Source organism: Actinomadura miaoliensis, from assembly GCF_039536785.1.
GTDB classification, from domain to species: Bacteria; Actinomycetota; Actinomycetes; order Streptosporangiales; family Streptosporangiaceae; genus Spirillospora; species Spirillospora miaoliensis.
On sequence record NZ_BAAAZG010000007.1, the window covers coordinates 93,646 to 118,320 of the forward strand.

The 24,675-nt window shown below is 71.9% G+C and carries 19 protein-coding genes; 5 read left to right on the forward strand and 14 right to left on the reverse strand.

What is annotated here, in order from left to right:
- Nucleotides 1–31: 31 nt before the first annotated feature.
- Both ABD811_RS09135 and ABD811_RS09140 read right to left on the reverse strand, forming a co-directional pair.
- The gene (locus ABD811_RS09135) at nucleotides 32–1,705 is read right to left on the reverse strand and encodes an FAD-binding dehydrogenase (RefSeq protein WP_344943801.1); all 1,674 of its coding nucleotides are present in this window, start codon (nucleotides 1,703–1,705) and stop codon (nucleotides 32–34) included.
- A gap of 223 nt (nucleotides 1,706–1,928) precedes the next feature.
- A complete protein-coding gene (locus tag ABD811_RS09140) occupies nucleotides 1,929–3,194 on the reverse strand; it encodes a YncE family protein (RefSeq protein WP_344943804.1) in 1,266 nt (421 codons plus the stop codon).
- 212 nt (nucleotides 3,195–3,406) lie between these two features.
- Here ABD811_RS09140 and ABD811_RS09145 point away from each other — a divergent pair, with 212 nt between their 5' ends.
- Nucleotides 3,407–4,084, forward strand: coding sequence for a TetR/AcrR family transcriptional regulator (locus ABD811_RS09145; protein ID WP_344943806.1), 678 nt, complete (start codon nucleotides 3,407–3,409; stop codon nucleotides 4,082–4,084).
- Nucleotides 4,085–4,130: 46 nt separating this feature from the next.
- On the opposite strand, the gene ABD811_RS09150 is transcribed toward ABD811_RS09145, so the two are convergent.
- Nucleotides 4,131–5,264 (reverse strand): GDSL-type esterase/lipase family protein, encoded by a 1,134-nt coding sequence (locus ABD811_RS09150; protein WP_344943809.1) that lies wholly within the window; start codon nucleotides 5,262–5,264, stop codon nucleotides 4,131–4,133.
- A gap of 95 nt (nucleotides 5,265–5,359) precedes the next feature.
- Here ABD811_RS09150 and ABD811_RS09155 point away from each other — a divergent pair, with 95 nt between their 5' ends.
- Nucleotides 5,360–5,830: a MarR family winged helix-turn-helix transcriptional regulator gene (locus tag ABD811_RS09155; RefSeq protein WP_344943812.1), complete on the forward strand. Its 471-nt coding sequence runs from the start codon at nucleotides 5,360–5,362 to the stop codon at nucleotides 5,828–5,830.
- 68 nt (nucleotides 5,831–5,898) lie between these two features.
- Here ABD811_RS09155 and ABD811_RS09160 read toward each other — a convergent pair whose 3' ends face one another.
- Nucleotides 5,899–7,125 carry a CaiB/BaiF CoA transferase family protein gene (locus ABD811_RS09160; RefSeq protein WP_344943815.1) on the reverse strand — a complete coding sequence of 409 codons (1,227 nt, stop codon included), beginning with the start codon at nucleotides 7,123–7,125 and terminating at the stop codon, nucleotides 5,899–5,901.
- A gap of 9 nt (nucleotides 7,126–7,134) precedes the next feature.
- On the reverse strand, nucleotides 7,135–8,361 hold the full coding sequence (locus ABD811_RS09165; protein ID WP_344943819.1) for an acyl-CoA dehydrogenase family protein: 1,227 nt from the start codon (nucleotides 8,359–8,361) through the stop codon (nucleotides 7,135–7,137).
- A gap of 759 nt (nucleotides 8,362–9,120) precedes the next feature.
- Here ABD811_RS09165 and ABD811_RS09170 point away from each other — a divergent pair.
- From ABD811_RS09170 to ABD811_RS09180, 3 genes are all read left to right on the forward strand, one after another.
- A complete protein-coding gene (locus ABD811_RS09170; RefSeq protein WP_344943821.1) occupies nucleotides 9,121–10,392 on the forward strand; it encodes a C2 family cysteine protease in 1,272 nt (423 codons plus the stop codon).
- Between the two features lie 11 nt (nucleotides 10,393–10,403).
- Nucleotides 10,404–10,850, forward strand: coding sequence for a hypothetical protein (locus ABD811_RS09175; protein ID WP_344943823.1), 447 nt, complete (start codon nucleotides 10,404–10,406; stop codon nucleotides 10,848–10,850).
- Between the two features lie 120 nt (nucleotides 10,851–10,970).
- Nucleotides 10,971–13,133: a serine/threonine-protein kinase gene (locus ABD811_RS09180; RefSeq protein ID WP_344943826.1), complete on the forward strand. Its 2,163-nt coding sequence runs from the start codon at nucleotides 10,971–10,973 to the stop codon at nucleotides 13,131–13,133.
- 103 nt (nucleotides 13,134–13,236) lie between these two features.
- Here the strand turns inward: ABD811_RS09180 and ABD811_RS09185 are convergent, their stop codons facing one another.
- The 9 genes from ABD811_RS09185 to ABD811_RS09225 all read right to left on the reverse strand — a co-directional run bounded on the left by ABD811_RS09185 (nucleotide 13,237) and on the right by ABD811_RS09225 (nucleotide 24,589).
- Nucleotides 13,237–15,687: a M16 family metallopeptidase gene (locus ABD811_RS09185; protein WP_344943828.1), complete on the reverse strand. Its 2,451-nt coding sequence runs from the start codon at nucleotides 15,685–15,687 to the stop codon at nucleotides 13,237–13,239.
- A gap of 158 nt (nucleotides 15,688–15,845) precedes the next feature.
- Nucleotides 15,846–16,145, reverse strand: a complete 300-nt coding sequence (locus tag ABD811_RS09190) for a DUF3592 domain-containing protein (protein WP_425549384.1) — start codon at nucleotides 16,143–16,145, stop codon at nucleotides 15,846–15,848.
- Nucleotides 16,146–16,299: 154 nt separating this feature from the next.
- The gene (locus ABD811_RS09195) at nucleotides 16,300–17,577 is read right to left on the reverse strand and encodes a thymidine phosphorylase (RefSeq protein WP_344943833.1); all 1,278 of its coding nucleotides are present in this window, start codon (nucleotides 17,575–17,577) and stop codon (nucleotides 16,300–16,302) included.
- A 14-nt stretch (nucleotides 17,578–17,591) separates the two neighbouring features.
- Nucleotides 17,592–17,993, reverse strand: coding sequence for a cytidine deaminase (locus tag ABD811_RS09200; protein ID WP_344943836.1), 402 nt, complete (start codon nucleotides 17,991–17,993; stop codon nucleotides 17,592–17,594).
- On the reverse strand, nucleotides 17,990–19,309 hold the full coding sequence (locus ABD811_RS09205; protein ID WP_425549385.1) for an ABC transporter permease: 1,320 nt from the start codon (nucleotides 19,307–19,309) through the stop codon (nucleotides 17,990–17,992). Before ABD811_RS09205 ends, ABD811_RS09200 begins: the two co-directional genes overlap by 4 nt.
- Entirely contained in the window at nucleotides 19,306–20,418 is a 1,113-nt protein-coding gene (locus ABD811_RS09210) for an ABC transporter permease (protein WP_344943839.1), read from the reverse strand. Before ABD811_RS09210 ends, ABD811_RS09205 begins: the two co-directional genes overlap by 4 nt.
- The gene (locus tag ABD811_RS09215; RefSeq protein WP_344943842.1) at nucleotides 20,415–21,968 is read right to left on the reverse strand and encodes an ABC transporter ATP-binding protein; all 1,554 of its coding nucleotides are present in this window, start codon (nucleotides 21,966–21,968) and stop codon (nucleotides 20,415–20,417) included. Before ABD811_RS09215 ends, ABD811_RS09210 begins: the two co-directional genes overlap by 4 nt.
- 70 nt (nucleotides 21,969–22,038) lie before the next feature.
- A complete protein-coding gene (locus ABD811_RS09220; RefSeq protein ID WP_344943845.1) occupies nucleotides 22,039–23,085 on the reverse strand; it encodes a BMP family lipoprotein in 1,047 nt (348 codons plus the stop codon).
- A gap of 262 nt (nucleotides 23,086–23,347) precedes the next feature.
- Entirely contained in the window at nucleotides 23,348–24,589 is a 1,242-nt protein-coding gene (locus ABD811_RS09225) for an amidohydrolase (RefSeq protein ID WP_344943853.1), read from the reverse strand.
- Nucleotides 24,590–24,675 lie beyond the last annotated feature (86 nt).

Sequence of the window (24,675 nt, forward strand, 5' to 3'; positions counted from 1 at the left end):
GGCCGTCGCCGGCGGGCCGGCGCGCGGGGCGTCAGGACAGGTCGCGGGCCAGGGAGCGGCCGGCGGCGCGGCCGGAGAACAGGCAGCCGCCGAGGAAGGTGCCTTCGAGGGCGTTGTAGCCGTGGACTCCGCCGCCGCCGAATCCGGCGACCTCACCGGCCGCGTACAGCCCGTCGAGGGGCCGCCCGTCCAGCCCGAGGGCGCGCGACTCCAGGTCGGTCTGGATGCCGCCGAGGGTCTTGCGGGTGAGGATGTGCAGCTTGACGCCGATGAGGGGGCCGGCGGCCGGGTCCAGGATGCGGTGCGGGGCGGCGGCGCGGCTGAGCCGGTCGCCCAGGTAGCGGCGCGCGTTGTGGATGCCCTGGATCTGGGAGTCCTTGCTGTAGGGGTTGGTGACCTGCAGGTCGCGGGCCTGGATCTGGCGGCGCAGCAGCGCGGCGTCCAGCAGGGGTTCGTCGGTGAGGGCGTTCATCTTGTCCACCAGCTCCTCCAGGGTGGCGGCCACGACGAAGTCGGCGCCGTGGCGCTTGAACGCCTCCACCGGGCCGGGCGCGCCCTTGGCCAGCAGCCGTTCACGCAGCACCGCCTTGCGGTCGCCGCTGGTGATGTCGGGGTTCTGCTCCGAGCCCGACAGCGCGAACTCCTTCTCGATGATCTTCTGGGTGAGGACGAACCAGGAGTGGTCGTGTCCGGCCAGGTCGGGGGTGGTGCGCAGGTACCTCAGGGTGGACAGGGTGTCGTAGCCGGGCAGGCAGGGGTCGGGCAGCCGCCGCCCGAGCGCGTCGAACCACATCGACGACGGGCCGGGCAGGATGCGGATGGCGTGCCCCGGCCAGACGGGGTCCCAGTTGCGCACGCCCTCGGTGTAGTGCCACATCCGGTCCCGGTTGACCAGCCGCACCCCGGCCTCGGCGCTGATGTCGAGCATCCGCCCGTCGACGTAGGCGGGCACGCCGGTGATCATGTTGGCGGGGGCGGTGCCCAGCCGTTCGGGCCAGTGCCGGCGCACCATGTCGTGGTTGCCGCCGATCCCTCCGGTGGTGAGGACGACCGCCTGGGCCGTCAGCTCGAACTCGCCCACGGCCCGGCGGTTGGACGGCGCGCCGCGCGGGGCCTCGTCGGGGGCCAGCAGCGTGCCGCGCACTCCGGTAACGGCCCCGCCGTCCAGGATGAGTTCGTCCACCCGGTGGCGGTGGTGGAAGGTCAGCAGGCCGGCGTCGGCGGCCTGCCGGGCGCTGCGCACGAACGGCCCGACCACGCCGGTGCCGGTGCCCCACGCCACGTGGAAGCGCGGCACGGAGTTGCCGTGGCCGTCGGCGCGCAGGTCTCCGCGTTCGGCCCAGCCGACCATCGGCGTCAGCCTGATGCCGTGGCCGAGCAGCCAGGATCGCTTCTCCCCGGCGGCGAACTCGACGTAGGCGCGGGCCCAGCGCACCGCCCAGGAGTCCTCGTCGTCCAGGCGGTCGAACCGAGCGCTGGCCTGCCAGTCGTGCCAGGCCAGCTCGAAGGAGTCGCGCACCCGCAGGCGGCGCTGCTCGGGCGAGTCGACCAGGAACAGGCCGCCGAACGACCAGAACGCCTGCCCGCCGAGGTTGGCGGCGTTCTCCTGGTCCAGCAGCGCCACCTTCCGGCCCCGGCGGGTCAGCTCGTGCGCCGCCACCAGACCGGCCAGCCCCGCCCCGACGATGATCACATCGGCGTCCATACCGTCTCCTTCTCCGACCGCCGCCGGGCCTCGCACGGCGTCCCGGCGGGCGTGCCGGGCGAGCGCCTCGTCGCCGGCGGTCCACCGCCCGCCTCCGACTCTGAATACGTCGGTATTCAAACGCACGGTAGCCGACGATGCCGGTGAGAACTGCCGCGAGGCGCGCCCGGCGAGGCCGGGACGCGGGGGGTGCCGCACCGCCGCGTCCCGGCGTCCGCGGGGGTCAGCCGGTGGACGGGCCGGTCCAGCCCGCCGGCAGGTGGGCCAGGCGGACCCGCTGGGGGTGGTCGCCGACCGGCACGGATGTGATCTTGCGGCCGGTGGCGAAGTCGATGGCGGTGACCCGGTCGGCGCCGCTCTCGGAGATCACGCAGGCCCGCCCGTCGCCGCTGACGGTCGCCCAGTACGGCTTGGACGCCGTCACCAGCGGGCCCTCCTGGAGGGTGGCGCGGTCGACGACGGTGGCGTAGTCGTCCATGGTCCCGGCGATGCACAGCTTGGTGCCGGCGGGGTTCATCGACATGCCGTGGTGGCGGGAGTCGTTGACGAAGGTGGTGCGGTCGTCGCTGGTGTCCGGGTTCTTCGGCAGCACCTTCTCCCGGGTGATCCTGTCGGTGGCGACGTCGTACTCGAAGAAGCCGTTGAAGAACGACACCTGGAAGTACAGCGTGGACTCGTCGGGGGTGAAGGCGACCGGGCGCACCGCGTCGGAGAAGTCCTTGCGGCCGAAGGCGTCCAGGCGCTGCCGCATGTCGATGACCTTCACCTGCTTGAAGGTGGCGGCGTCGGCGATGGTGATCTTGCGGTCGCCCTTGAGGAAGTCCTGCCAGGGGGCGTCGAAGTCGTTGTTGACCTCGCCGATCGACATGTTCCAGATGTACCTGCCGCCGCCGGTGAAGACGTTCTCGTGGGGCTTGTCGCCGGTGGCGAACGAGCCGACCTGCTGTCCCGTGCGGATGTCCAGCACGTGGACGGTGTTGCCGGTGGACGCCGACACCGCCACCCGGGAGCCGTCGGGCGAGACGGCCATGTGGTCCGACCGGTAGCCGGAGACGGGGAACCGCCACTTGAGCCTGCCGGTGGCGGTGTCGATGGAGGCGACGTCGGCGAAGCTCGGGCGCGACACCACGATGGCCGAGCCGTCGGGGGTCGTGTACATGTCGTCGACGAACTGGTCGTGGCCCTCGCCGACGGTCTCCCGGATGCCCAGGAAGTAGGCGAGCCTGATCGGGTTGAGGTAGATCTCGCGCAGCCGCTCGTCCTTGTCGGGGATGAGGTTGATCCGGCCGATCCTGGCGAAGTCGCCGGTGGACCTGATGGCGTCGGCGGTGCCTTCCCAGTTGTTGCCGACGAGCATCACCTCCTGCAGCGCGGGGGCGGCGCTCGCCGGGCCGGCGGGGGCGCCGGACACGACGCCGGCGGCCGCCACGGCCGCCACGACGCCGCCGAGCAGGGATCTGCGCCGACGCGCAAAGGCCGAAGCCTGCATGTTCTTCCTCCGGGGGTGGGAGAGGGGAGAAGGCGCGGAGCAGGTCTGAATACGGGGATATTCAGACTTGTTACTCGATAGTAGGCACGCGTGACCCCGGCCACAAGACCCGATCGGGAGACGGGTGCGCAGCCGCCGCCGAGCACCATGGGCGCGGGCCCGGCCCGGGGCCGATGGGCGACAATCGGTGCGGCACGGAAGCGGAGGACACGGTGGCGGGCAGGATCACACCGGCGGCGGGCCGGTACGGGGGCAGGTCGGCGGCCGAACGGCAGGCCGAACGCCGCAGACGCTTCCTGGAGGCGGGCCTGGACCTGTTCGGCGCCGGCCCCGGCTACCGCGCCACCAGGCTCACCGACGTGTGCCGGGCCGCCGGGCTGTCCACCCGCCAGTTCTACGAGGAGTTCCGCACGCTGGAAGACCTGCTGGCCGAGCTGCACCTGTACGTCAACGACGTCGCCGAGCAGGCCGTGCTGGCCGTCCTTCCGCAGGTGCGGCACCTGGACCCCGCCGACCGGTACGCGCGCCTGTTCCGCGCCTACGCCGCCGGAGCCACCGGCGACCCCCGCCACACCCGCATCGCCTACGTCGAGATCATCGGCGTGAGCCCCCGCCTGGACCGCCAGCGCCTGGACCGCCGCGCCCGCTGGATCGACTTCCTCTACGAGCAGGCCCAGGACGCCGCCGCCCGCGGCGAGATCCCCGCCCGCGACTACCGGGTCACCGCGACGGCGTTCATCGGAGCCGTCAACGGCCTCATGCACGACTGGGCGGTCGGCTGGGTCGACGCCACCCTCGACGAGGTCGTCGAGGAACTCGTGCAGATCCTGCTGAGCCGCCTGCACCTCGCCCCGCCGCCCCCGGCCGCCCCGCCCGCGCCGACGCGGTAGCGCGGGCGGTCAGGGACTCGCCGGCGGCCGTGGCCCGGCGGCCCCGTCAGCGCAGATCGACCACCGCGAGGAACGCCTCGGCCATGGCGCGGGCCCCGGCGTCGTTGAGGTGCATGCCGTCACCGCTGTCGAACTCCGGCCGGATGAAGTCGGGGTCGTCGGGGTTCTCCACCGCCCGCGCGACGTCGGCGACCGCGTCGAACACACCGCTCGTGCGGATCCACTCGTTCACTCTCCGCCGCGCCGCCAGCCCTTCGGGCGTGCTGATCCCCTCGTAGACCGCTCCGGCGTACGGCCCGACGGTGGCGGCGACGATCGTCAGGCCCGCGTCACGGGCGCGCCGGGCCAGCTCGGTGAATCCGGCGATCAGGTCCGCGGCCCGCGCGGGCGGCAGCCCCACCATGCCCGGCAGCCCGAGGTCGTTGATGCCGAAGTGGACCAGGACGTGGGTCACGCCCGGCACCGACGGCACGTCCCGGTCGAACCGCGCCAGGCCGTGTTCGCCGACCTCGTCGGTCAGCAGCCGGTTGCCGGAGATTCCCTGGTTGACGACCCAGTCGCGGCCGAGCCGTTCGTTGAGCACGTCGACCGAACGCCGGTTGGCGCCGGGCGTGGTGCCGACCCCCTCGAACCACGAGTCCCCGAACGCCACGGCGATCCGGGGGCCCTCGGGGGCCAGCACGTCCACGCCGGTCGCGTAGAACCGCCCGTCGACCTGTTCGGCGCCGGGCAGGGCGGCCGCCGAGACCAGATCCCCGTCGCTGACGTAGGCGGTCTCGCCGGCGAACCCCGTGTATGTCGCGGGCTCGGTCTCCCCCGGCAGGAACAGGCTCAGCGCCAGATCGGCCCCCGCCGCCACGGCCAGGCCCACCGGATCGCTGACCACCTCCCCGCCCGCCGGGACCGTCACCTGTCCCGCCCCGCCGAACCGCACCTCGCGGTCGGTCTCCGGGACGATCTCGTCGCCCGCCTTGCGCACCGCGACACGGGCGGCCCCGACCGTCAGCGGCTCCCGCCCGTACCGGTTGGACAGCCGCACCCGCAGCCGTTCACCGCCGCCCGCCAGGCGCAGCGCCTGCCGCACCGTCTGGCCGGCGAATCCGCGCGGCTGCGCGAGCCGGATCTGCTCGTACGGGCCGACCAGCGCGGACCGGAATCCCGCCACCCATCGCATCGCCATCACTCCTAGTTGCGGTGAGGAATTTTGCTTGAGCAAATATCTATCCTCAGTTCTTCCTCACGTCAACTATCCTTGCGTCAACTACCATGGGACGGGTGACCGAACTCTTCGACGACCCCCGCCTGACCGCCATGGGGCTGATCTTCGAGGCTCACGCGGGCCTGCTCACCAAACTGGAACCCACCTGGAAGCGGGCCGGACTGTCCGGCCTCGACCTGAACGCCCTGCTGCGCCTGAGCCGCTCCCCCGGCCGCAGGCTGCGCATGAACGACCTGGCCGCCCAGACCTCCCTGTCCACCAGCGGCGTGACCCGTCTGGTGGACCGCCTGGAACGCGCGGGGCTCGTCCGGCGCGAGTCCTGCCCCGACGACAGGCGCAGCACGTTCGCGGCACTGACCCCCGAGGGCGCCCGGCGACTTGAGGAGGTCCTTCCCGACTACCTCGCCGCGATCGAGCGATGGTTCATCGCCCTGCTCACCCCGGAGCAGCTCGACGCCCTCACCGCCGCCCTGCGCGTCATCCGCGACGCCACCAACCCCGAGGCCACCGCGCGCACGCCCGGCTGACCGCACGCCTCCTCGCCGAGCGCCGGAGTCCGGACGTGTCCATGGCCGCCCGTGGGGACGGCTCGCGGTCAGCTCGTCCCGGCCGCGGCCGGGGGGATGGCTCCGCTGGAGCGGAAGTCGGCCACCTCGTCCGGGCTGAACCCGAGTTCGGTCAGGACCTCGTCGTTGTGCTCGCCCAGCCCGGGAGCGCGCCTCGGCGGCGTCTTCGGGCTCGCGTGCACCGTGATCGGGCTGCTGATGGTGGAGTCGAGCCGCTCCACGCCCTCCAGCGGGACGACGATGTCGTTGGCCTCCAGCTGCGGGTCGGCAGCCGCCTCCTGCGGTGTCTGGACGGCCCCGTAGGTGATCCGTGCCTGGTCGAACACCCGTTTCCAGTCGGCCAGCGGCCGCCCGGCGAACACCTCGTCGAGGATCCGCGTCAGGGCCCGTGAGTTCTCGGTGATCCGCGGCACGTCCGTGAAGCGCGGGTCTTCGAGCAGCTCCGGACGACCGATCGCGTTGGCCAGCCGGGGCCAGCGCGGCGCCGCCACCACCAGCATCAGCCAGCGGTCGTCGGCCGTCGCGTAGAGGTTGATCAGCGGGTTCGGCGACTCCCTGCGGTCGTGCAGCCCGTAGAACTCGCCGCCGGCGAGAGCGCCCGACACCAGCGTGCCGGTCGCCCAGACGCCATGCGCGAGCAGCGAGGTTCCGACGCACGTGCCCCGGCCCGTCCGCTCCCGGTGGTACAGGCCGGTCACGATCGCGGAGTACAGGCCCATCGCCGACACGTAGTCGCCGCTGCCCTCGACGGGCAGGGTCGGCGGCGCGTCGGCGTCGCGGGTCATCGCCAGCAGGCCGCTGCGCGCCCAGTAGGCGGTCATGTCGAAGCCCGGAAGCGCGGCGTCCGGTCCGGCGTTGCCGAAGCCGGTGAAGTCCGCGTAGACGATCCGCGGGTTCCAGGCGGCGACCTCGTCGTAGGTCAGGTGCAGCCGCGTGCGCACCGCGTGCGGATAGTTGGTGACCAGCACGTCCGCCCAGGTGACCAGCCGCTCCAGGATCCTGGTGCCGCCGGGGGACTTCAGGTCGACCGCCATGCCGCGCTTGTCGCGGTTCGTCAGGTGCCAGGCGTAGTTGGCCTCGGCCCGCGGATTCGGCGGCGCGAACGCCAGGCGGCGCTGCGGATCGCCGGTGCCCGGCGGCTCGACCTTGACCACGTCGGCGCCGAAGTCCGCGAGCACGGTCGCGGCGGCGGGGCCGGCGATGTAGCTGGCGATGTCGAGCACCTTGACGCCGCTGAACACGGGATCGTTCGTCATCGTCATCACCTAGTGAACGAAGGCGGACAGGCCGGTCACCGCGCGTCCGACGATGAGCGTGTTCATCTCGCGGGTGCCCTCGTAGGAGTAGATGGCCTCGGAGTCGGCCATGAAGCGGGCGGCGCTGTAGTCCAGGACGATCCCGTTGCCGCCGAGCAGCTCGCGCGCCCAGCCGACGTTCTCGCGCATGCGCACGGTGCACGTCGCCTTCGCCAGCGACGAATGCTCGTCGCGGTAGACGCCCGCGTCCTGCAGTTCCGCCAGCCGGCAGCACAGCGTGAGCGATGTCGTGGCGTTCCCCAGCATCTTCACCAGCAGGTCCTGCACCAGCTGGAACGTGCCGATCGGCCTGCCGAACTGCACGCGCTCCTTGGCGTAGGCCAGCGCGATCTCGTAGGCGGCGAGCGTGAGGCCGGTCGCCTCCCAGGCCACGCCGCCGCGCGTCGCGCGCAGGATCACCGCGGTGTCGCGGAACGAGCGGGCGTTCTGCAGCCGGTTCGCCTCCGGGACGCGGCACCCGTCGAGCACGATGTCGGCGTTCTGCACGGTGCGCAGCGCGACCTTCCTCTCGATCTTCGTCGCGTGGAAGCCCGGGGTGTCCTTCTCCACCACGAACCCCAGCACATGCCGGGTCTCGGTGTCGCGGGCCCACACGACGACGAGATCGGCGAAGGTGGCGTTCCCGATCCATCGCTTGGAGCCGTCGAGGACCCACGTGTCGCCCTCGCGGCGCGCCGTCGTCTCCAGTCCTCCCGACACGTCCGAGCCGCCGTGCGGTTCGGTCAGCGCGAACGCGCCGATCTTCTCGAACCGGCTCATCGGCGGCAGCCAGCGCAGCCGCTGCTCGTCGGACCCGAGCCTCCTGATGCTGCCCATGGCCAGTCCGGCGTGCACGCCGAAGAACGTCGAGATCGACGCGTCGGCGTGCGCGAGCTCCATGCCGGTGAAGCCCGTCGCCAGATTGCTCGGCGGCTTCTGCCGCGCGTGCGGGTCCGCCCAGCCCAGCAGGTCCAGCTCCCGGAAGCGGTCGATGATCTGGAACGGGAATTCCGCACGGGCCCAGTACTCGTTGGCGATCGGAGCGATCTCGGTGCGCGCGAAGTCCCGGATGCGCTCGATCCTGGTGCGCTCCTCGCCGGACAGCAGGTCCTCGCAGGCGTAGAAGTCCCCGGGAAGCGTCCCCGGTTCGAGCCAGGGACCCGTGGGAGCGGGCAGCGTGGGCGCGATCGTACTCATCGGAGCCCCTCTTTCCTTGCTTGGCGAACAGGGTGGGGAAGCCCGCCGAACGCCCGCACGAGCCGCTCCAGGCGGCGCGGGACTTCTGGCATCACGGTGGCCGGAATCCCCGGGCCGAAATCGAGCGGGCCCGAGGCGGCGGATACGCGGGCGTGATGGTGGTGAGAGGAGCGCGTCCGGCGCCCTGTGCCGAAAGGCCGCTCATGGGGCGCGCCTCTTCGGCGGCGAAGACCGCTGCTCGCGGCCGGGCATCGGGCATCGGCTCCCCCAGCGCCTCGGCCCAATCGCATCGCACAGCGTCCCTACCCGGCGACGATCCCCCAAACAACCGGGCGCCCCGGGATGCGTCCGCCCCACAACGAGGCCGGGCCTTCGACCGCCGAACAACTGCAAGATCGTTACCGCGCGGTTCCGGGCCGGCCGGGGCCCACTGCTTTTCGGACTGCCCTGCGAGCGTTCCGACGGCCGCCTATGTCAGATGGAACACGCACACGTGGAAGACAGGGGCACCCGGCCTGAATCCGTGGTAATGGGGCGCCCCTCTTCGGGGTCGGCGGTGAGCACGGCGAGGTTAACAGACTCGTGCGCGCCAGGGGCGATGAATCGAAAACTCCGGAAGATCGAAGACTTCCCCATACTCTCATTCAAACACTCGTTCGAGGCCCAGTATTTGAGCCCTGATTGGGGCCCGGAGGCCCATGCCCTCCCGGCGGCCGGGCTGTTTGATGGGGCCCCTTCTGGTGTAGGAGGGCGTGAACCGTGAAAGGGCGGAGATCGGACGCCGGCGAAGGATCGCTGTCGTACATCGCTGTAGTCCTGCTGATCGCCGGGATCGCCGGGGCGGTGACGCTCTCGGGCGTGGGCGCCACCGTCGTCGGCGACATCCGGGCCGCCGTCTGCAAGGTCGGCGACGACGACTGCGAGACCGAACCCAGGGTCTTCGCGAACAACCCGCCGAGCGAGCAGGAGTGGGGGAACCGGCCCACCGATCCCGGCCAGCCCCCTCCGGCCCCCACCGACGACGAGCGCAAGACCGGCAAGGAGGCCGCGGACCGGATCCGCGACTATCTCGGCAGCGCCTGCGCCTGGTGGAGGGTGTGGAAGTGGGGCTGCGACGGGACGCGGGCACCCAGAGACCTCCTGGCCGGCATGTCGCCGGGCGAGATCCAGGCCCTGTTCGACGAGCTCAGCGACGCCGAGATCCGCCGGCTCCTGCGGGAGCCCGGCGTGGTGGACGTCCTCAAGCTCCGCGCCGACGCGTGGCTGCTGCACCAGCTCGAACGCATCGCGCCGGGATCCATCGAGCCGAACTTCACCGAGGTCTACGAAGACGAGAAGTCCGACAACCCCGCCACCGCCTGGGGCTCCGTGCCGAACGCGCGGCTGTGGGGCAACGGCGGGCAGCCGTCCCTTGAGGACCTCAACCAGGGAGGCCTCGGCGACTGCTGGTGGCTGGCCGGCATGGGCGCGCTCGCCCAAACCCCGGAGGGCCGCGAGCGGCTCCGGAACATGATCCGGCAGAACCCGAACGGGACGTACACGGTGACGTTCCCGGACGGCGAGCGGGTCACGGTCACCCCCTACTTCCCCATCAACAAGGATGGGAACCTGTCCTTCGCCAACCCGGAGGGCCAGCCCCCGACGATCTGGCCGCTCGTCCTGGAGAAGGCGCTCGCGCAGAAGGAGGGCGGCTACGAGGAGATCGTCGGCGGCGACCCGGGGAACGGCATGGAGACCCTCACCGGCCACGACAGCGAGAGCGAGGACGCCGACGACGTGTCCCGGGAGGACCTGCAGAACTGGCTCAGGAACGGCAAGGCCGTCACCGTGAGCACCAAGGACGAGGGCGACGTCGACGGCAAGCCGATCTACAAGAACCGGCTCCACGCCAACCACGCCTACGTCGTCAAGGGCATCACGCAGGATGGCAAGGTGGAGCTGTACAACCCGTGGGGCTATGACCACGCCACCCTGACGATGGAAGAGTTCAACCAGTACCTCAGCGGCGTCGACATCAGTTCGTTCGAGTGAGAAGGATCAGCATGTTCCAGCGTGGATACCGGCGCGCGGTGCCGATTCTCCTCACCGGCGCCCTGACGCTCGCGGCCGCCGGCTGCGGCTCCTCCGAGGAGGCCGATCCCATGACGAAGTCGTCCCCGCAATCCGTGCCCACCGCCAGGCTCAGCCCTCCGGCCAACCCGCAGAAGGAGACGAACACGGTCGCACGCGGCACCACCAGCTGGGTGGGCGGGCTGCGCCTGGGCGTCGCCGGCGCCCACGGCGGCTCCGGCACCGTCGTCGTCCTCGCCGGGTACGGCGTGCCCCCCGAAGGCAACTGGAGGGTGACGGGCAAGGCCGGGCACAGCGAGAAGCTCGCGAACGGCTACACCATCAGCATCGACCAGGTCGTGAACGCCAAGAAGCTCGAAAAGGGCATGACCGGCTCCGGTGGCGGCTCCGTGACCGTCACCGTCACGCCGCCGAAGTAACCCCGCCGCCGACGGCCATGACCGCGCCGCAACGACGAGTACGGCGCGGTCATGCCCGTCGTGCTCGACGCGCGCGTCCGACACCCCGGCGCTGAGGCATCGCCATGGGTGAGGTGGCAGATGACGGAAAGCTTCTGTCACGCGACGGAGCGCCCGGCTACGGTGATCGGCATGAGGGCTGGGGACCTGCTGGCGGGCCGTTACCGGCTGGAACGGCTACTGGGCCGCGGCGGGATGGGCGAGGTGTGGGAGGGCTTCGACCAGCGTCTGCGCCGCCGGGTGGCGGTCAAGTTGCTGCTGGCCGACCTGATAGCCGACGAGAGGTTCGCCGCTCAGGTACTGACGCGCTTCCACCGGGAGGGAGAAGCGGCCGCACGGCTGAACCACCGCAACATCGCGGCCGTCCATGACCTGGGCGAACACCGGGAGGACCGAGGCGACGGCATCGAGCGGACCCATCCGTTCCTGGTACTGGAGTTCCTCGACGGCCGTGACCTCAACACGGTCCTGGAAGCGCATCCCGGCGGGCTTCCGGTGCAGAAGGCCCTGGACTACGGGGCGCAGGTCTGCGACGGTCTGGCCGCCGCGCACGACGCGGGAATCGTGCACCGCGACATCAAGCCCGCCAACCTCATGGTCCTGGACGACGGCACCGTCAAGATCTGCGACTTCGGGATCGCCCGCCTCCAGGACGGCACCGCCGGCCTGACCAGGGAGGGGTTCCAGCCGGGCACCCCCGCCTACATGGCGCCCGAGCAGCTCGACGGCGGGCACGTCGACCACCGCGCCGACCTGTACGCCCTCGGCGCCACCCTGTATCACCTGCTCACCGGCCGGACCGTCTTCCCCGCCGATGACCTGCGCGCCCTCATCGCCATGCACCTGACCAAGACCCCCGACCCACCCAGCACCCACCGCCCGGCCATACCCCGCCACATCGACACCGCCGTCACAGCGCTCCTGGCCAAAGACCCCGCCCAACGCCCCACCTCAGCCGCACAGGCGGCAACCCGCCTGAGGACCGCCCCCACCACGCAAAGCCCCCTCATGGCCGAGGCCCGGCGCATCGCCCTGTCCATCACCGACCCCGACCAGCAGATGCGGGCGTTGTCGGAGGTCGTAGCCGCGGTGGCCGTGCACGATCCGGCCGAGGCCGAACTCATCGCCCGCTCCGCCCCCAACCCCGACAACCGGATGCGGGTGCTGAAGCAGGTTGCAACGGCGGTGGCCGCGCACGATCCGGCCGAGGCCGAACGCATCGCCCGTTCCATCACCGACCCCGACCAGCAGGCGCAGGCGTTGAGCGAAGTCGCCAAGGTGGTGGCCGCGCACGATCCGGCCGGTGCTCAGATCCTTCTGGCCCAAGCCGAGCGCATTGCCCGGTCCGTCCCTGACGTTGTCAGACAGGTGACGGTGTTGGCAGAGGTCGCGCGTGCGGTGGCCGTGCACGATCCGGTCAGCGCTCACGTCCTGCTGGCCCAGGCCGAACGCGTCGCCCGCTCCATCACCGACCCGGACGAGCAGGGACACGCATTGTGGAGCGTTGCGAGTGCGGCGGCCGCGCGCGATGTGTCCGAGGGCGAACGCATCGCTCGCTCCATCACCGACCCCGACAAGCAGGGACACGCATTGTGGAGCGTTGCGTATGCGGCGGCCGCGCGTGACGTGTCCGAGGCCGAACGCATCGCCCGCTCCATCACCGACCCCCACAAGCAGGTAATGGTGTTGGAGCAGGTTGCGGAAGCGGCGGCTGCGCTCGACGTGTCCTGGGCCGAACGCATCGCCCGCTCCATCACCGACCCTGACGATCAGGCAGAGGCGTTGTACTGGGTTGCGGAAGCGGTGGCCGCGCGTGACGTGTCCGAGGCCGAACGCATCGCCCGTTCCATCACCGACCCCGACCAGCAGGCATGGGCGTTGTCATCGGTCGCGGCTGCGGCGGCCGCGCGTGATGTGTCCGAGGCCGAACGCATCGCCCGCTCCATCACCGACCCCGACAAGCAGGCACATGCGCTGGCGAAGATTGCGGGCACGGTGGCCGCGCGCGATCCGGCCGGCGCGCAAACCCTGCTGGCCCAGGCCCAGCGCATCGCCCGCTCCACCCTCCACCCTGTCGATCACGCATGGGCGCTGGCGAAGATTGCGGCCACGGTGGCCGCACACGATCCGGCCGGCGCGCAAACCCTGCTGGCCCAGGCCGAACGCATCGCCCATTCCAGCACCTACTCCTGGCAACGGGCAGACGCGTTGCGTGATGTCGTGAAGGCGGTGGCGGGCGGTTAGGTGTTTCCCCGGCGACGGTTGACCGCCTGAGGTAGAGGAACCGCCTGCGTGAGTATCCGGGGCCGCCGCACGCGGCCGTGCAGGGGCAACCGGAACCGGCGGGTCAGCGGAGGCCGAGGTCTCGGAGGGCGTCCTTGTAGGCGCGAGCGGGGCGTGTCCAGTAGCCCCAGGGCAGTCCGTCGGGGAGGGTCTTGCCCGTCTGAGAGAGGTGCTGGCGGGCCCGGTCGGAGTCGCCCGCGAAATAGAACGCGGCGCCGAAGAGGTGGTGGGCCTCGCGGGTGCGGGGGTGCTCCTTCATGTTGGTCAGCCATTTGTCGGCCGCCGCGCCCAGGGCGGCGTGGGTTTCGGGACGGGAGAGGTACTCTTCCAGGCCGTCGTCGGTGTCCATGCCGTTCTCCAGAAGGGCGACGGGCAGTATGGCCGCCAGGGGGTCGCCCGGCTTGGCGGCCTCGACCGTCGACTCGGCGAATTCGAGGACTTCGGCGTCCGAGCCCCACCACTTGGCGCAGAGGGCTTGGGCCCGCGTGTAATGGCCGCAATACAGGCCGTCGTTCCGGTCCTTCAGTTCTCGCCATATACGGTCGAGTTCCAAACGGCCCAGTTGCAGGCCGATGGCATGCCATTGCAGGGAGTCCCAGGGAACCGGATCCTCGGGCAGCAGTTCGGCGGCACGGTACAGCGGTTCTCCGGCACCGGCGAGGATGAGCCAGAACTGGGCGAACTGCTCGTCCGAAACATACTCGGATTGGGCGCTGCCGCGGGCGTCCCAGGCCTCGCGGACGAGCGTGCCGCCCAGCCACAGGTGGACGTCCGGGTCGTCCGGGCGGGCGGCGGCCATGGCGGCGAGCCGGTCGCTGTGGCCGGACGCGGCACGGGAGAGCCGGTCGAGATAGAGGCCGCGCAGTTCGGGCAGGGACCGCGAGCGGGACAGCAACTCCAGGCCCGCGTCGAGCCGGCCGCCGCCGACCTGGGGCAGCGCGGCGGCGAGGTCGGGGTCGTCCCAGGCCGTGCCCTCGCGCAGGCCGAAGGACACGCGGGAGCGCAGTGAGCGGCGGCGCCTGCCGGGCTTCGGGGGCGCGGTGGTGGTCTCGGGGCGCTCCGGGATGTCCTCGTCGGGGCGGGCCGGCATGGGGACGAGGCGGTCGGCGGGGACCAGCCGGTCGATCTGCGCGGGCAGGCCGTCGGCGCCGACCCACCGGTTCGGTTCGATGTGGACGGTGATGCCGTCCAGGCCGATGAGGGCGCGGGCGCCGTCCGGCCAGGCGAGGACGGCGGCGCAGGAGTCGTAGCGGACGGTCCCCATGTTCGGCCCGGCCATGCTGGTCACGCCCGTGGGGCCGACGATGAGGTGCAGGTGGCCCGCTTCGGGGTCGGCGCGGGTGAAGGTCTCACCGCGCACCGCCACGACCGAGCAGCCGGGCGCCGGGACGTAGCGCTCGACGTGGGGTTCCTGGCCGTCGGGGACCATCAGCAGGGCCGAGTCCCGCACGGTGCGCCCGATGTCCCGCACGTCGTCGGGCGTCAGCTCGTCCAGGTGGCGCAGGATCTCCTCGTACGTGCGGTGGGGGGCGCCCATCAGCTCGTTCCAGCAGGACGACATCGTCATCGCGCCCGCGGTCTCGGGCTGGTCCAGGCGGGCGCGGTGGATCGACACCGCCTCCCCCAGTTCGGCGTCCGCCACGGGCTCGTCGGCGATCCGCTCGATCTCGTCGATGAACTCCTGCGTCAGCCGGGGGTGGGACTCGGCGAGCCCGTCGGCGAACGCGACGATGTGGGCGACGTCGCGGTCGCGGGGCGAGTACCCGACCTGCACGCTGTAGCTGAGCGCGTCGTCGAGTCGCAACGCCTTGTGCAGCCGTCGCTGCAGGATCGTCGCGAACACGTTGCCGGCGGTGGCGCGGGGCACGATCGCGCTGAGGCCGACGCCGTTGACCTGCGAGTTGAAGTAGGCGGGGGTGTGCGGCAGGGCGCTGGTCGGTTCGGGCAGGGGCATGCGTTCGCCGTCGGGCAGGTCCAGGCGCAGCCCGGCGGGCGGCGGGCCGCCGACGACGGCCAGGGCGGCGTTGGCGCGGGTGAACCAGCGGGCGGTCCACGCGGTGACGTCCTCGCCGGTGTGCGCGGGCAGCCCGAGCTCGTCATAGCCCTGCAGGCCGTAGCCGGCGGCCCCGTACCGCCACAGAAGCAGCCGGCCGGCGGCCCCCGGGGACCGGCCGGCGGCCTCGGTCCGCAGGATCTGCTTTTCCGCCTCCAGGCGGTCGAGCGGGGGCTCGCGCAGAGCGCCGCAGACGGTGGCCAGGAAACGGATCACCTCGTCGCCGTCGCCTTCGGTGAAGAACGCCGTCGTCACCGAATCGACCGTGCCGTTGTAGTGGTGTTCGGGCTGCCCCACGCGGTGCAGCGTCAGATGCTCCACCAGATGTGTGATTCCGCTGCGCGCCAGCGTTTCGTCGGACTGGCCGACACGGAAGAGCAGCGCGACGCGATAGCCGTCGGTGTCGCCCCCGGAAGCCCAGAACGTGGGAACCCCGTCGATTTCCGTCCGCGTGACTTTCACGCAGTCCTCCCCGTTTCTCAGGTCGCGTCATCATACGATCTTGACGCGCCGGAAACAGTTGGATATCGACATCGGGACCGCGTCCGGACACCGTTGCGGAACTTACCCGCGGAACTTCTGCCGGGTGCGCGGAATTGTGTTCACGGCGGCACTGTTCGTCATCGGGGCCGCGTGCGATAGGCGGCGACGCCCGACAGGACCGCCACGATCGTGAAGCACGGCACCACCACCAGAGCCTTTCTCACGTCCTGGAACCGCTGAACACTGCCCGCCGCGTCATTCGGGTCGTAGACGACCTCGACCTCGTCGCCGGGCCCGGCGTCGGCGGGCCAGCCGCGGCGTCTGTCCTCCGTCTCGACCCGGCGGCCGTCGCGGGTGGTGAACTCGACGGTGATGTGCCCCTGAGAACGGTTGCCCTCGACCTCCAGGACCCGTGCCGTCGCCCTGGACTTCCCCATCTGTTCCACCGACGCGCCGATGGCGCCGCCACCCCAGGTGACCGTGAACAGTCCCCCGAAACACGCGATGGTGAGGCAGACGAGGTACAGGGGGCGATAACGCCGTGAAGGGGTTTTCGACATCATGTCCCCCGGTATCCGATGACGCGACCCGTCAGGCGATGCGGTCGATGACGAGCGGCAGAAGGTCGGGGGTGCCGTCGCCGGTCACCTCGACGGCGCCGTCCAGGGCCTCCAGTGCGCGGGGGAGGCGGGACGGGTCGTCGGTGTGAAGGGTGAGGACGGGCTGACCGGCGGTGACGCGGTCGCCCGGCTTGGCGTGGCAGATGATCCCCGCGGCGGCCGAGACCGGGTCCTCCTTGCGGGCGCGGCCCGCGCCGAGCCGCCAGGCCGCCACGCCGACCGCGTAGGCGTCCAGGCGGGTCAGGACGCCCGAGGACGGCGCCGTGACGTCGTGGGTCTCCTTGGCGGACGGCAGCGGCGCGTCGGGGTCGCCGCCCTGGGCGGAGATCATGCGGCGCCACACGTCCATGGCCGAGCCGTCGGCGAGCGCGTCGGCCGGGTCCTTGGCGGACGCCAGGCCCGCGCCCGCCAGCATCTCCCGGGCCAGGGTCACGGTCAGCTCGACGACGTCGGACGGGCCGCCGCCCGCGAGCACCTCGACCGACTCGGCGACCTCCACGGCGTTGCCGACCGCCCGGCCGAGCGGACGGTCCATGGCGGTGAGCAGCGCGACGGTGCGCACGCCGTGGTCGGAGCCGATGCCCACCATGGTCTCGGCCAGCTCGCGGGCCTGCTCGACGGTCTTCATGAACGCGCCCGAGCCGACCTTGACGTCCAGCACCAGCGCCCCGGTGCCCTCGGCGATCTTCTTGGACATGATCGACGACGCGATCAGCGGGATCGACTCGACGGTGCCGGTCACGTCGCGCAGCGCGTACAGGCGGCGGTCGGCGGGCGCCAGGCCCGAGCCCGCCGCGCACACCACGGCCCCGGCGTCGGCCAGCACCGCGAGCATCTCCTCGGGCGACAGCGACGCCCGCCAGCCCGGGATCGACTCCAGCTTGTCCAGGGTGCCGCCGGTGTGGCCGAGGCCCCGGCCCGACAACTGCGGGACGGCCGCGCCGCACGCCGCCACCAGCGGCGCCAGCGGCAGGGTGATCTTGTCGCCGACGCCGCCGGTGGAGTGCTTGTCGGTGGTGGGCCGGTCCAGCCCCGACCAGTCCATGCGCTCCCCGGACCGGATCATCGCCTCGGTCCAGCGGGCCACCTCGGCCCGGGTCATGCCGTTGAGCAGGATGGCCATGGCCAGCGCCGCCATCTGCTCCTCGGCGACGACGCCGCGGGTGTAGGCGTCGATCGTCCAGTCGATCTGCTCGGGCGTCAGCGTGCCGCCGTCCCGCTTGGCGCGGATGACGTCGATCGCGTCCACGTCGGATGGCTCCTTCAGGAGGTCAGGTCGTCGGGGCCGAACGCGTCGGGCAGCACGTCCGCCATGGGGCGCACGCCGCGCGTCGTCTCCAGCAGCATGTCAGGGCCGCCGTGCTCCCACAGCAGCTGGCGGCAGCGGCCGCACGGCATCAGCGGCTCGCCGTCGCCGCCGACGACCGCCACCGCCACCAGCCGGGGACGGCCCGACGCGCCCGGCCCGTACAGGGCGCTGACGAGGCTGCACTCGGCGCACAGACCCACGCCGTAGGAGGCGTTCTCCACGTTGCAGCCGGACACGACCCGGCCGTCGTCCACCAGCGCGGCCGCGCCGACCGGGAAATTGGAGTACGGCGCGTACGCGCGCCGCATCGCCTCCCGGGCGGCGGTCCGCAGGACCTCCCAGTCGACCCCACTCATCGGGCCTCCCCCTTCCGGTAGCGCAGGCCGTCGGCCGCGGGCATCCGCAGCCGCTGGGACGCCAGCGACAGCACCAGCAGCGTCGTGATGTGCGGGCTGTAGGTGACGATCTCCTTCGGCAGCTCGTCGGTGAGCAGGTACCACGCCAGCAGCAGCGCGCCCGCGACGGCGGCGGCCACCGCCTGGTAGATCCGGGAACGCCGGTGGCCGTCGCCCACCTCCGCGGGGGTGGCGGGCGCTCGGCGCAGCGCCAGCAGCCGCCAGGCGGCGAACGCGAACAGCGCGACCGCGACGACCAACAGCAGGGCGTGCACCGCCCCGGTGGCGCCGCGCTGCTGGAGCGCGTCGGTGTAGCCGAACAGCCCGGTGCCGGCCGCCAGCCCGCCGGGACGCCAGTTCCCGAAGATCATGGCGGCCAGGCCGATGAAGCCGCGGCCACCGGTCTGGTTCTCCTGGTACTGGTGCGTTCCCACCATGGCCAGGAACACGCCGCCCAGCCCGGCCAGCGCGCCCGACACCGTGACCGCCACGTACTTCATCCTGTAGACCTTGACGCCGAGGGACTCGGCGGCGTACGGGTTCTCCCCGCACGAGCGCAGCCGCAGCCCGAACGCCGTGCGCCACAGCAGCACGTAGGTCAGCGGGATCAGCGCCAGCCCGATGATGGTCAGCGCGGACAAGTCCGTGGTCAGGCCGCGCACCAGCCCGGCCAGGTCGGACAGCAGGAACCAGTGCCGGTCCTCCAGGTCGCGCAGCGGCCCGGCGATGCCCGGCACGCTGACGGTCGGGAACTCCGGCAGCGGCGGCGACTGGGTGGCGCCGCCGCCCTCCTCGCCCAGGAAGAACATCGAGGACAGGTAGCGGGCCACGCCGGGCGCCAGGATGTTGATCGCCACACCGGAGACGATGTGGTCCACGCCGAACGTGACGGTGGCCACCGCGTGCAGCAGGCCCCCGAGGGCGCCCATCAGCAGGCCCATCAGCAGCCCCATCCAGGGGTTGCCGGAGAAGTAGGCGCCGAACGCCCCGCCCCACGTCCCGAAGATCATCATGCCTTCGAGGCCGATGTTGACCACACCCGCCCGCTCGGCCCACAGGCCGCCGAGCGCGGCCATGCCGATCGGCAGGCCCAGGGCCAGGGTGGTGCTCACCGTCCCGCCGGAGGTGATGGTGTTCTCACCGGTGATGGCCCGCAGCAGCACCAGCACGCCGAACACGGCCGCGAGGGCGATCAGGACGCGCACCAGCGGGCGGCGCGCCGTCCGGGCGGGCGCGGGCTCCGCCGCCGGCATCGCCTCGGCCAGGGTCGAGCTCACGCGGCCACCTCCTTCGGGGACGAGTCACGGCCGGCCAGTTCCGCGGCGACCGCCTGCTGCTGCCAGCGCAGCCCGAGCCGCCGCACCACCTCGTACACGACCACCACCGACAGCAGCACCGCCGCCTGCGTGATCGCCACGATCTCCTTGGGGATCTCGTTGAACTCCAGGATCTGCGACGACTGGTCCAGGAACGACCACAGCAGCGCGGCGAACACGATCCCGACCGGGTTGTTGCGGCCCAGCAGCGCGATGCCGATGCCGACGAAGCCCAGGCCGCCGGGGAAGTCCAGACCGTAGGAGTAGGACGAGCCGAGCAGCTGCGGCATGCCGATCAGCCCGGCCGCCGCGCCCGACAGCAGCATGGCCACCACGACCATCCGCTTGGCGTCGACGCCGCTGGCCACGGCCGCGCTCGGGGACAGCCCGGTGGCGCGCAGGTCGAACCCGAACCGGGTGCGTTCCACCACGACGTGGAACGCCACGCCCACCGCCACGGCCAGCAGCACCAGGCCGAAGATCTTCAGATTGGCCCCCGGGTAGGGGATGCCGGCCACCCGCCCGGACGAGGCGATCGGCTCGGTGCCGATGTTGTCGCTGCCCGCCACCTGCGTGCCGAGCCTGCCGTTCTGCAGCAGGTAGGCGATGATCCCGGTGGCGATGAAGTTCAGCATGATCGTGGCGATCACCTCGCTGACGCCCCGGGTGACCTTCAGCAGCCCGGCGATGCCGGCCCACAGCGCGCCCACCAGCATGGCGACCAGGATGATCATGGCCTGGTGCAGCACCGGCGGCAGCGCGACCGCGCCGCCCACCGCGGCGGCCAGCATCGCCGCCAGGCGGTACTGGCCGTCCACGCCGATGTTGAACAGGCCCATCCGGAACCCGATCGCCACCGCCACCGCGGCCAGGTAGTACGTCGACGCCCGGTTGACGATGTTGACGACGCTGTCCGGCTCCAGACCGAACTGGATCATCGCCTGGAACGTCGACGGCGGGTTGAAGCCGCTGATCGACAGCACGATCGAGGTGACGGCGACGGAGAACGCCAGCGCCACCACCGCCGCCAGGACCGTCAGCGCCAGCGGCGAGTTCTTCAGCCGGTTCACTGTTCCCCTTCCAGCGGCGCCCCGGTCATCGCCGAGCCGAGCCGTTCGGGCGTCACGTCGGCGGGGTCGACCTCGCCGACCACGCGGCCGCGCAGGATCACCCGCAGCGTGTCGGACATGCCGATGAGCTCGTCCAGGTCCGCGGAGATCAGCAGCACCGCCAGGCCCTCGGCGCGGGCCTGGCGCAGGTGCTCCCAGATCGCGGCCTGCGCGCCGACGTCCACGCCCCGGGTCGGGTGCGCGGCGATCAGCAGTTTCGGTTCGCCCGACATCTCCCGGCCGACGATCAGCTTCTGCTGGTTGCCGCCCGACAGCGCCCCGGCGTCCACGTCGATGCCGGGTGTGCGCACGTCGTAGGCGTCCACGATCCGGCGGGTGTCGGCGCGGGCGCCGGCCCGGTCGATCCACGGGCCCTTGACGTTGGGCCGCCGCGTCTGGTGGCCGAGGACGCGGTTCTCCCACAGCGGGGACTCCAGCAGCAGCCCGTGCCGGTGCCGGTCCTCGGGGACGAAGCCGACGCCCTCCTCGCGGCGCCGCCGGGTCGGCCAGCCGGTGATGTCCTTGCCGTCCAGCAGGATCGTCCCGGAGGCGGGGGCGCGCAGGCCCATGATCGCCTCGACCAGCTCGGCCTGTCCGTTGCCCTCCACCCCGGCGATGCCGAGGATCTCGCCCGCGTGGATGGTGAGGGTGACGTCGTCGACGACGGCGCGGCCGGTGCCGTCCCGCACGGTCAGGCCCCTGAGCTGCAGGACGGGCCGGTCGGTCACCGTCGACTCGCGCAGCTCGGGGACGGGCAGCTCGCTGCCGACCATCATCCGGGCCAGCTCCCGGGATGTCGTCGCGGCCGGGTCCAGCCGGGTCGCCACCGTGGTGCCGCGCCGGATCACGGTGATCTCGTCGGCGACCGCCAGCACCTCGTCCAGCTTGTGCGAGATGAACAGGACGGTGAGCCCCTCGCGGCGCAGCTCGCGCAGGTTGGCGAACAGCTCCTCGACCTCCTGCGGCACCAGCACGGCGGTGGGCTCGTCGAGGATCAGGATGCGGGCGCCCCGGTAGAGCACCTTGAGGATCTCGACCCGCTGCCGGTCGCCGACGCCGAGCTCCTCCACCAGCCGGCCCGGGTCGACGCGCATGCCGTACCGCCCGGCCAGCTCCTCGACGCGCCGCCGCGCCCTGGCGCCGATCCCGTGCAGGCGCTCGGCGCCCAGCACGATGTTCTCCAGGACGGTGAGGTTGTCGGCCAGCATGAAGTGCTGGTGCACCATGCCGATGCCTCGGGCGATGGCGTCCGACGGCGAGTGGAAGCTGACCTCCTCGCCGCCGACCTTGATGGTCCCCTCGTCGGCACGCTGCATGCCGTAGAGGATCTTCATCAGGGTGGACTTGCCCGCGCCGTTCTCCCCGACGATGGCGTGCACGGTCCCGGCGGTGACGGTCAGGTCGATGTCGTGGTTGGCGACGACGCCGGGGAAGCGCTTGGTGATGCCGCGCAGTTCGAACGCGGGCGGGGCGGCGGTGCCGGTGTCGGACGGCCGCTCAGTGGTGGACATCCCTGGTCCTCCTACACCAGAGCCCGGGAGGAGGCCGCTGGCCGCCCTCCCGGGCCGAGGCACGTTCAGGTCACTTGGTGGGGACGGTGATCGCGCCGCTGACGATCTGCTGCTTGAACTCGTCCAGCTTGGCCTGCACGTCCTTGATCTCCGCGGCGTTGGCGGTGGAGTAGCCGACGCCGTCGTTCTTCAGGTCGAAGGTGATCGGCCCGGCCTTGGCCGTGCCCTCGCCCGCGGCCTTGACGAAGTCGAACACCGCGGTGTCCACCCGCTTGAGCATCGAGGTGATGATGAGCGGCTTCTGCGCCGCCTCGGCGTTCTGGTACTGGTCGGAGTCGACGCCGATCGCGTACTTCTGCTTGGCGGCGGCGGCCTGGAACAGGCCGACGCCCGACAGGCCGGCGGCGTGGTAGATCACGTCGGCGCCGCCGTCGTACTGGCCCTCGGCGACGGTCTTGCCCTTGGCCGGGTCGCTGAAGCCGGAGAAGTCGGTGCCGCGGGAGATGTACTTGACGTCGATCTTGATGTCCGGCTTGGCCTTCTTGGCGCCGGCCGTGTAGCCCGCCTCGAACTTCTTGATCAGCGGGGTGTCCACGCCGCCGATGAAGCCGATCTTGCCGGTCTTGGACTTCAGCGCCGCCGCGGCGCCCACCAGGAAGGAGCCCTGCTCCTCGGCGAAGACCAGGTTGGTGACGTTCGGGCCGGTGACCGAGCTGTCGTCCACGATCGCGAACTTGGTGTTCGGGTGGTTCTTGGCGACCTTGCCCAGCGGGCCCGCGTAGGCGAACCCGACCGCGATCACCGGGTTGTAGCCGGACTTGGCCAGCAGCTCCAGCCGCTGCACCTTGTCGTTGTCGCTCTCGCCCTTGGTCGCCTCGATGTCCTTGACCTCGAGGTTGAGCGTCGACTGCACCTTCTGCAGACCGGCGTAGGCGGCGTCGTTGAACGACTTGTCGCCCCGCCCGCCGATGTCGTAGGCCAGCCCGACCTTGACGGTCTTCTTGCCGCCGCCGTCGTCCCCACCGGTGGTGGCCTTCTTGCCGCCGCACGCCGAAGCGCCGAGCGTGAGCGCTGCGCCCGTCAGCGTGACAAGCGAAATCCTGAGTCCACGGCGCACGTTTGGCGCTCCTTCCGTTCCCCGCCCTCGAAATGGCGGCCCGCACAGTGGCCGCCGAAATCGATCGGACGCTACCCGGTAAACAGACCAAAACGCCCACGATGCGCCGATTCGCAACGGGTCCGTTACCAAGGTGTAGGCATATCGCCACAGGTCAGGCCGCTCGTGCGGTGGCCCGCCCGCCGTCCGGTGAGGACGGGGAACGCCGCCCCGGGCCCGGCCCGGGGCGGACGGTGAATCTCTCGTCGCCGCCGGTGACGGCTCACGCCACGGCGGCGCCCTCGACCTGCTCGGGGTCGCCGGGACGGCCGCCGTCCCACAGCGCGGTCAGCGCGGTGGCGCTCAGCACCCGGACGCCGGCGGCGATGCAGCGCTCGTCCACGTCGAAGTCGCCGCGGTGCAGGTCGTACTCGCCCGGCGAACCGGGAGTGCGCACGCCCAGCCGGGCCAGCGCGCCCGGGATCGACTCCAGGTACCAGCCGAAGTCCTCGCCGCCCAGGCTCTGCGGCGTGGGCACCGCCGCGTCCTCGCCGAGCGTCTGCGTGGCCGCGTCGCGGAACATCTGCACGCTGGTCGCCTCGTTGACGGTGGGCGGGACGCCGCGCACGTACTCCAGCGACGCCTCCACGTCGTAGGCGGCGGCGACCGACTCCAGCAGCGCCTTCATCATCTCCGGCGCCCGGTGCCACGCCTCGTCGTCCAGGCAGCGCACGGTGCCCTCGGCGATGCCGTCGTCGGGGATGGCGTTGGCCACCGACCCGGCCGACACCCGCCCCCACACCAGCGACAGGCTGGAGCGCGGGTCGACCCGGCGCGACAGCGCGGCGGGCAGCTCGGTGACGATCTTGGCCAGCGCGTACACCAGGTCGGCGGTCAGATGCGGCCGGGCGGTGTGCCCGCCGGGCCCGGTGACCTTGACGTACACCTTGTCGCAGGCCGCGGTGATCGGCCCGGTGCGCAGGCCGAGCTGGCCGACCTCGATGCGCGGGTCGCAGTGCAGCGCGAACGCCCGGTCGACCCCGCAGATGCCGCCGGCGGCCATGACGTCCAGCGCCCCGCCTGGAGTCTCCTCGGCGGGCTGGAACAGCAGCCGCACCCGGCCCGGCAGCAGCCCCGCCGCGGCCTGCTGCGCCAGGAACAGCCCGGCGCCCAGCACCATCGTGGTGTGCACGTCGTGCCCGCAGGCGTGCGCGACGCCCGGCACCGTCGACCGGTACGGCACGCCCTCCTTCTCGTCCTGCAGCGGCAGCGCGTCGATGTCGGCGCGCAGCGCCACCGTCGGGCCGTCGGCCGGGCCGACGTCGCAGAACAGGCCGGTGCCCTTGGGCAGCACCGTGGGCGTCAGCCCGGCGGCGGTGAGCCGCTCGACGATCCGCCCCGTGGTGCGGTGCTCGGCGTACCCCAGCTCCGGGTGCATGTGCAGGTCGCGGCGGAACGCGATCAGCTCGGCCTCGTGGCGGGCCAGGAACGAGTCCAGCTGCAGCTGCAGCGCCTCGCCGCCCAGCGCGCGGCCGCCCGCGACACCGGCCGGCGAGACGGTCGCGGAGCGGATCGCGGGGCGGTGCGCCGCGCCGCCGTCGCCGCCGCCGG

Coding starts and splice junctions, on each gene's coding strand:
- ABD811_RS09200 (WP_344943836.1), bottom strand. CDS start 17,993: ATGAGTGGGGTCGACTGGGAGGTCCTGCGGACCGCCGCCCGGGAGGCG.
- ABD811_RS09180 (WP_344943826.1), top strand. CDS start 10,971: ATGACGGAAAGCTTCTGTCACGCGACGGAGCGCCCGGCTACGGTGATC.
- ABD811_RS09215 (WP_344943842.1), bottom strand. CDS start 21,968: ATGTCCACCACTGAGCGGCCGTCCGACACCGGCACCGCCGCCCCGCCC.
- ABD811_RS09135 (WP_344943801.1), bottom strand. CDS start 1,705: ATGGACGCCGATGTGATCATCGTCGGGGCGGGGCTGGCCGGTCTGGTG.
- ABD811_RS09150 (WP_344943809.1), bottom strand. CDS start 5,264: ATGGCGATGCGATGGGTGGCGGGATTCCGGTCCGCGCTGGTCGGCCCG.
- ABD811_RS09160 (WP_344943815.1), bottom strand. CDS start 7,125: ATGACGAACGATCCCGTGTTCAGCGGCGTCAAGGTGCTCGACATCGCC.
- ABD811_RS09165 (WP_344943819.1), bottom strand. CDS start 8,361: ATGAGTACGATCGCGCCCACGCTGCCCGCTCCCACGGGTCCCTGGCTC.
- ABD811_RS09190 (WP_425549384.1), bottom strand. CDS start 16,145: ATGGGGAAGTCCAGGGCGACGGCACGGGTCCTGGAGGTCGAGGGCAAC.
- ABD811_RS09140 (WP_344943804.1), bottom strand. CDS start 3,194: ATGCAGGCTTCGGCCTTTGCGCGTCGGCGCAGATCCCTGCTCGGCGGC.
- ABD811_RS09175 (WP_344943823.1), top strand. CDS start 10,404: ATGTTCCAGCGTGGATACCGGCGCGCGGTGCCGATTCTCCTCACCGGC.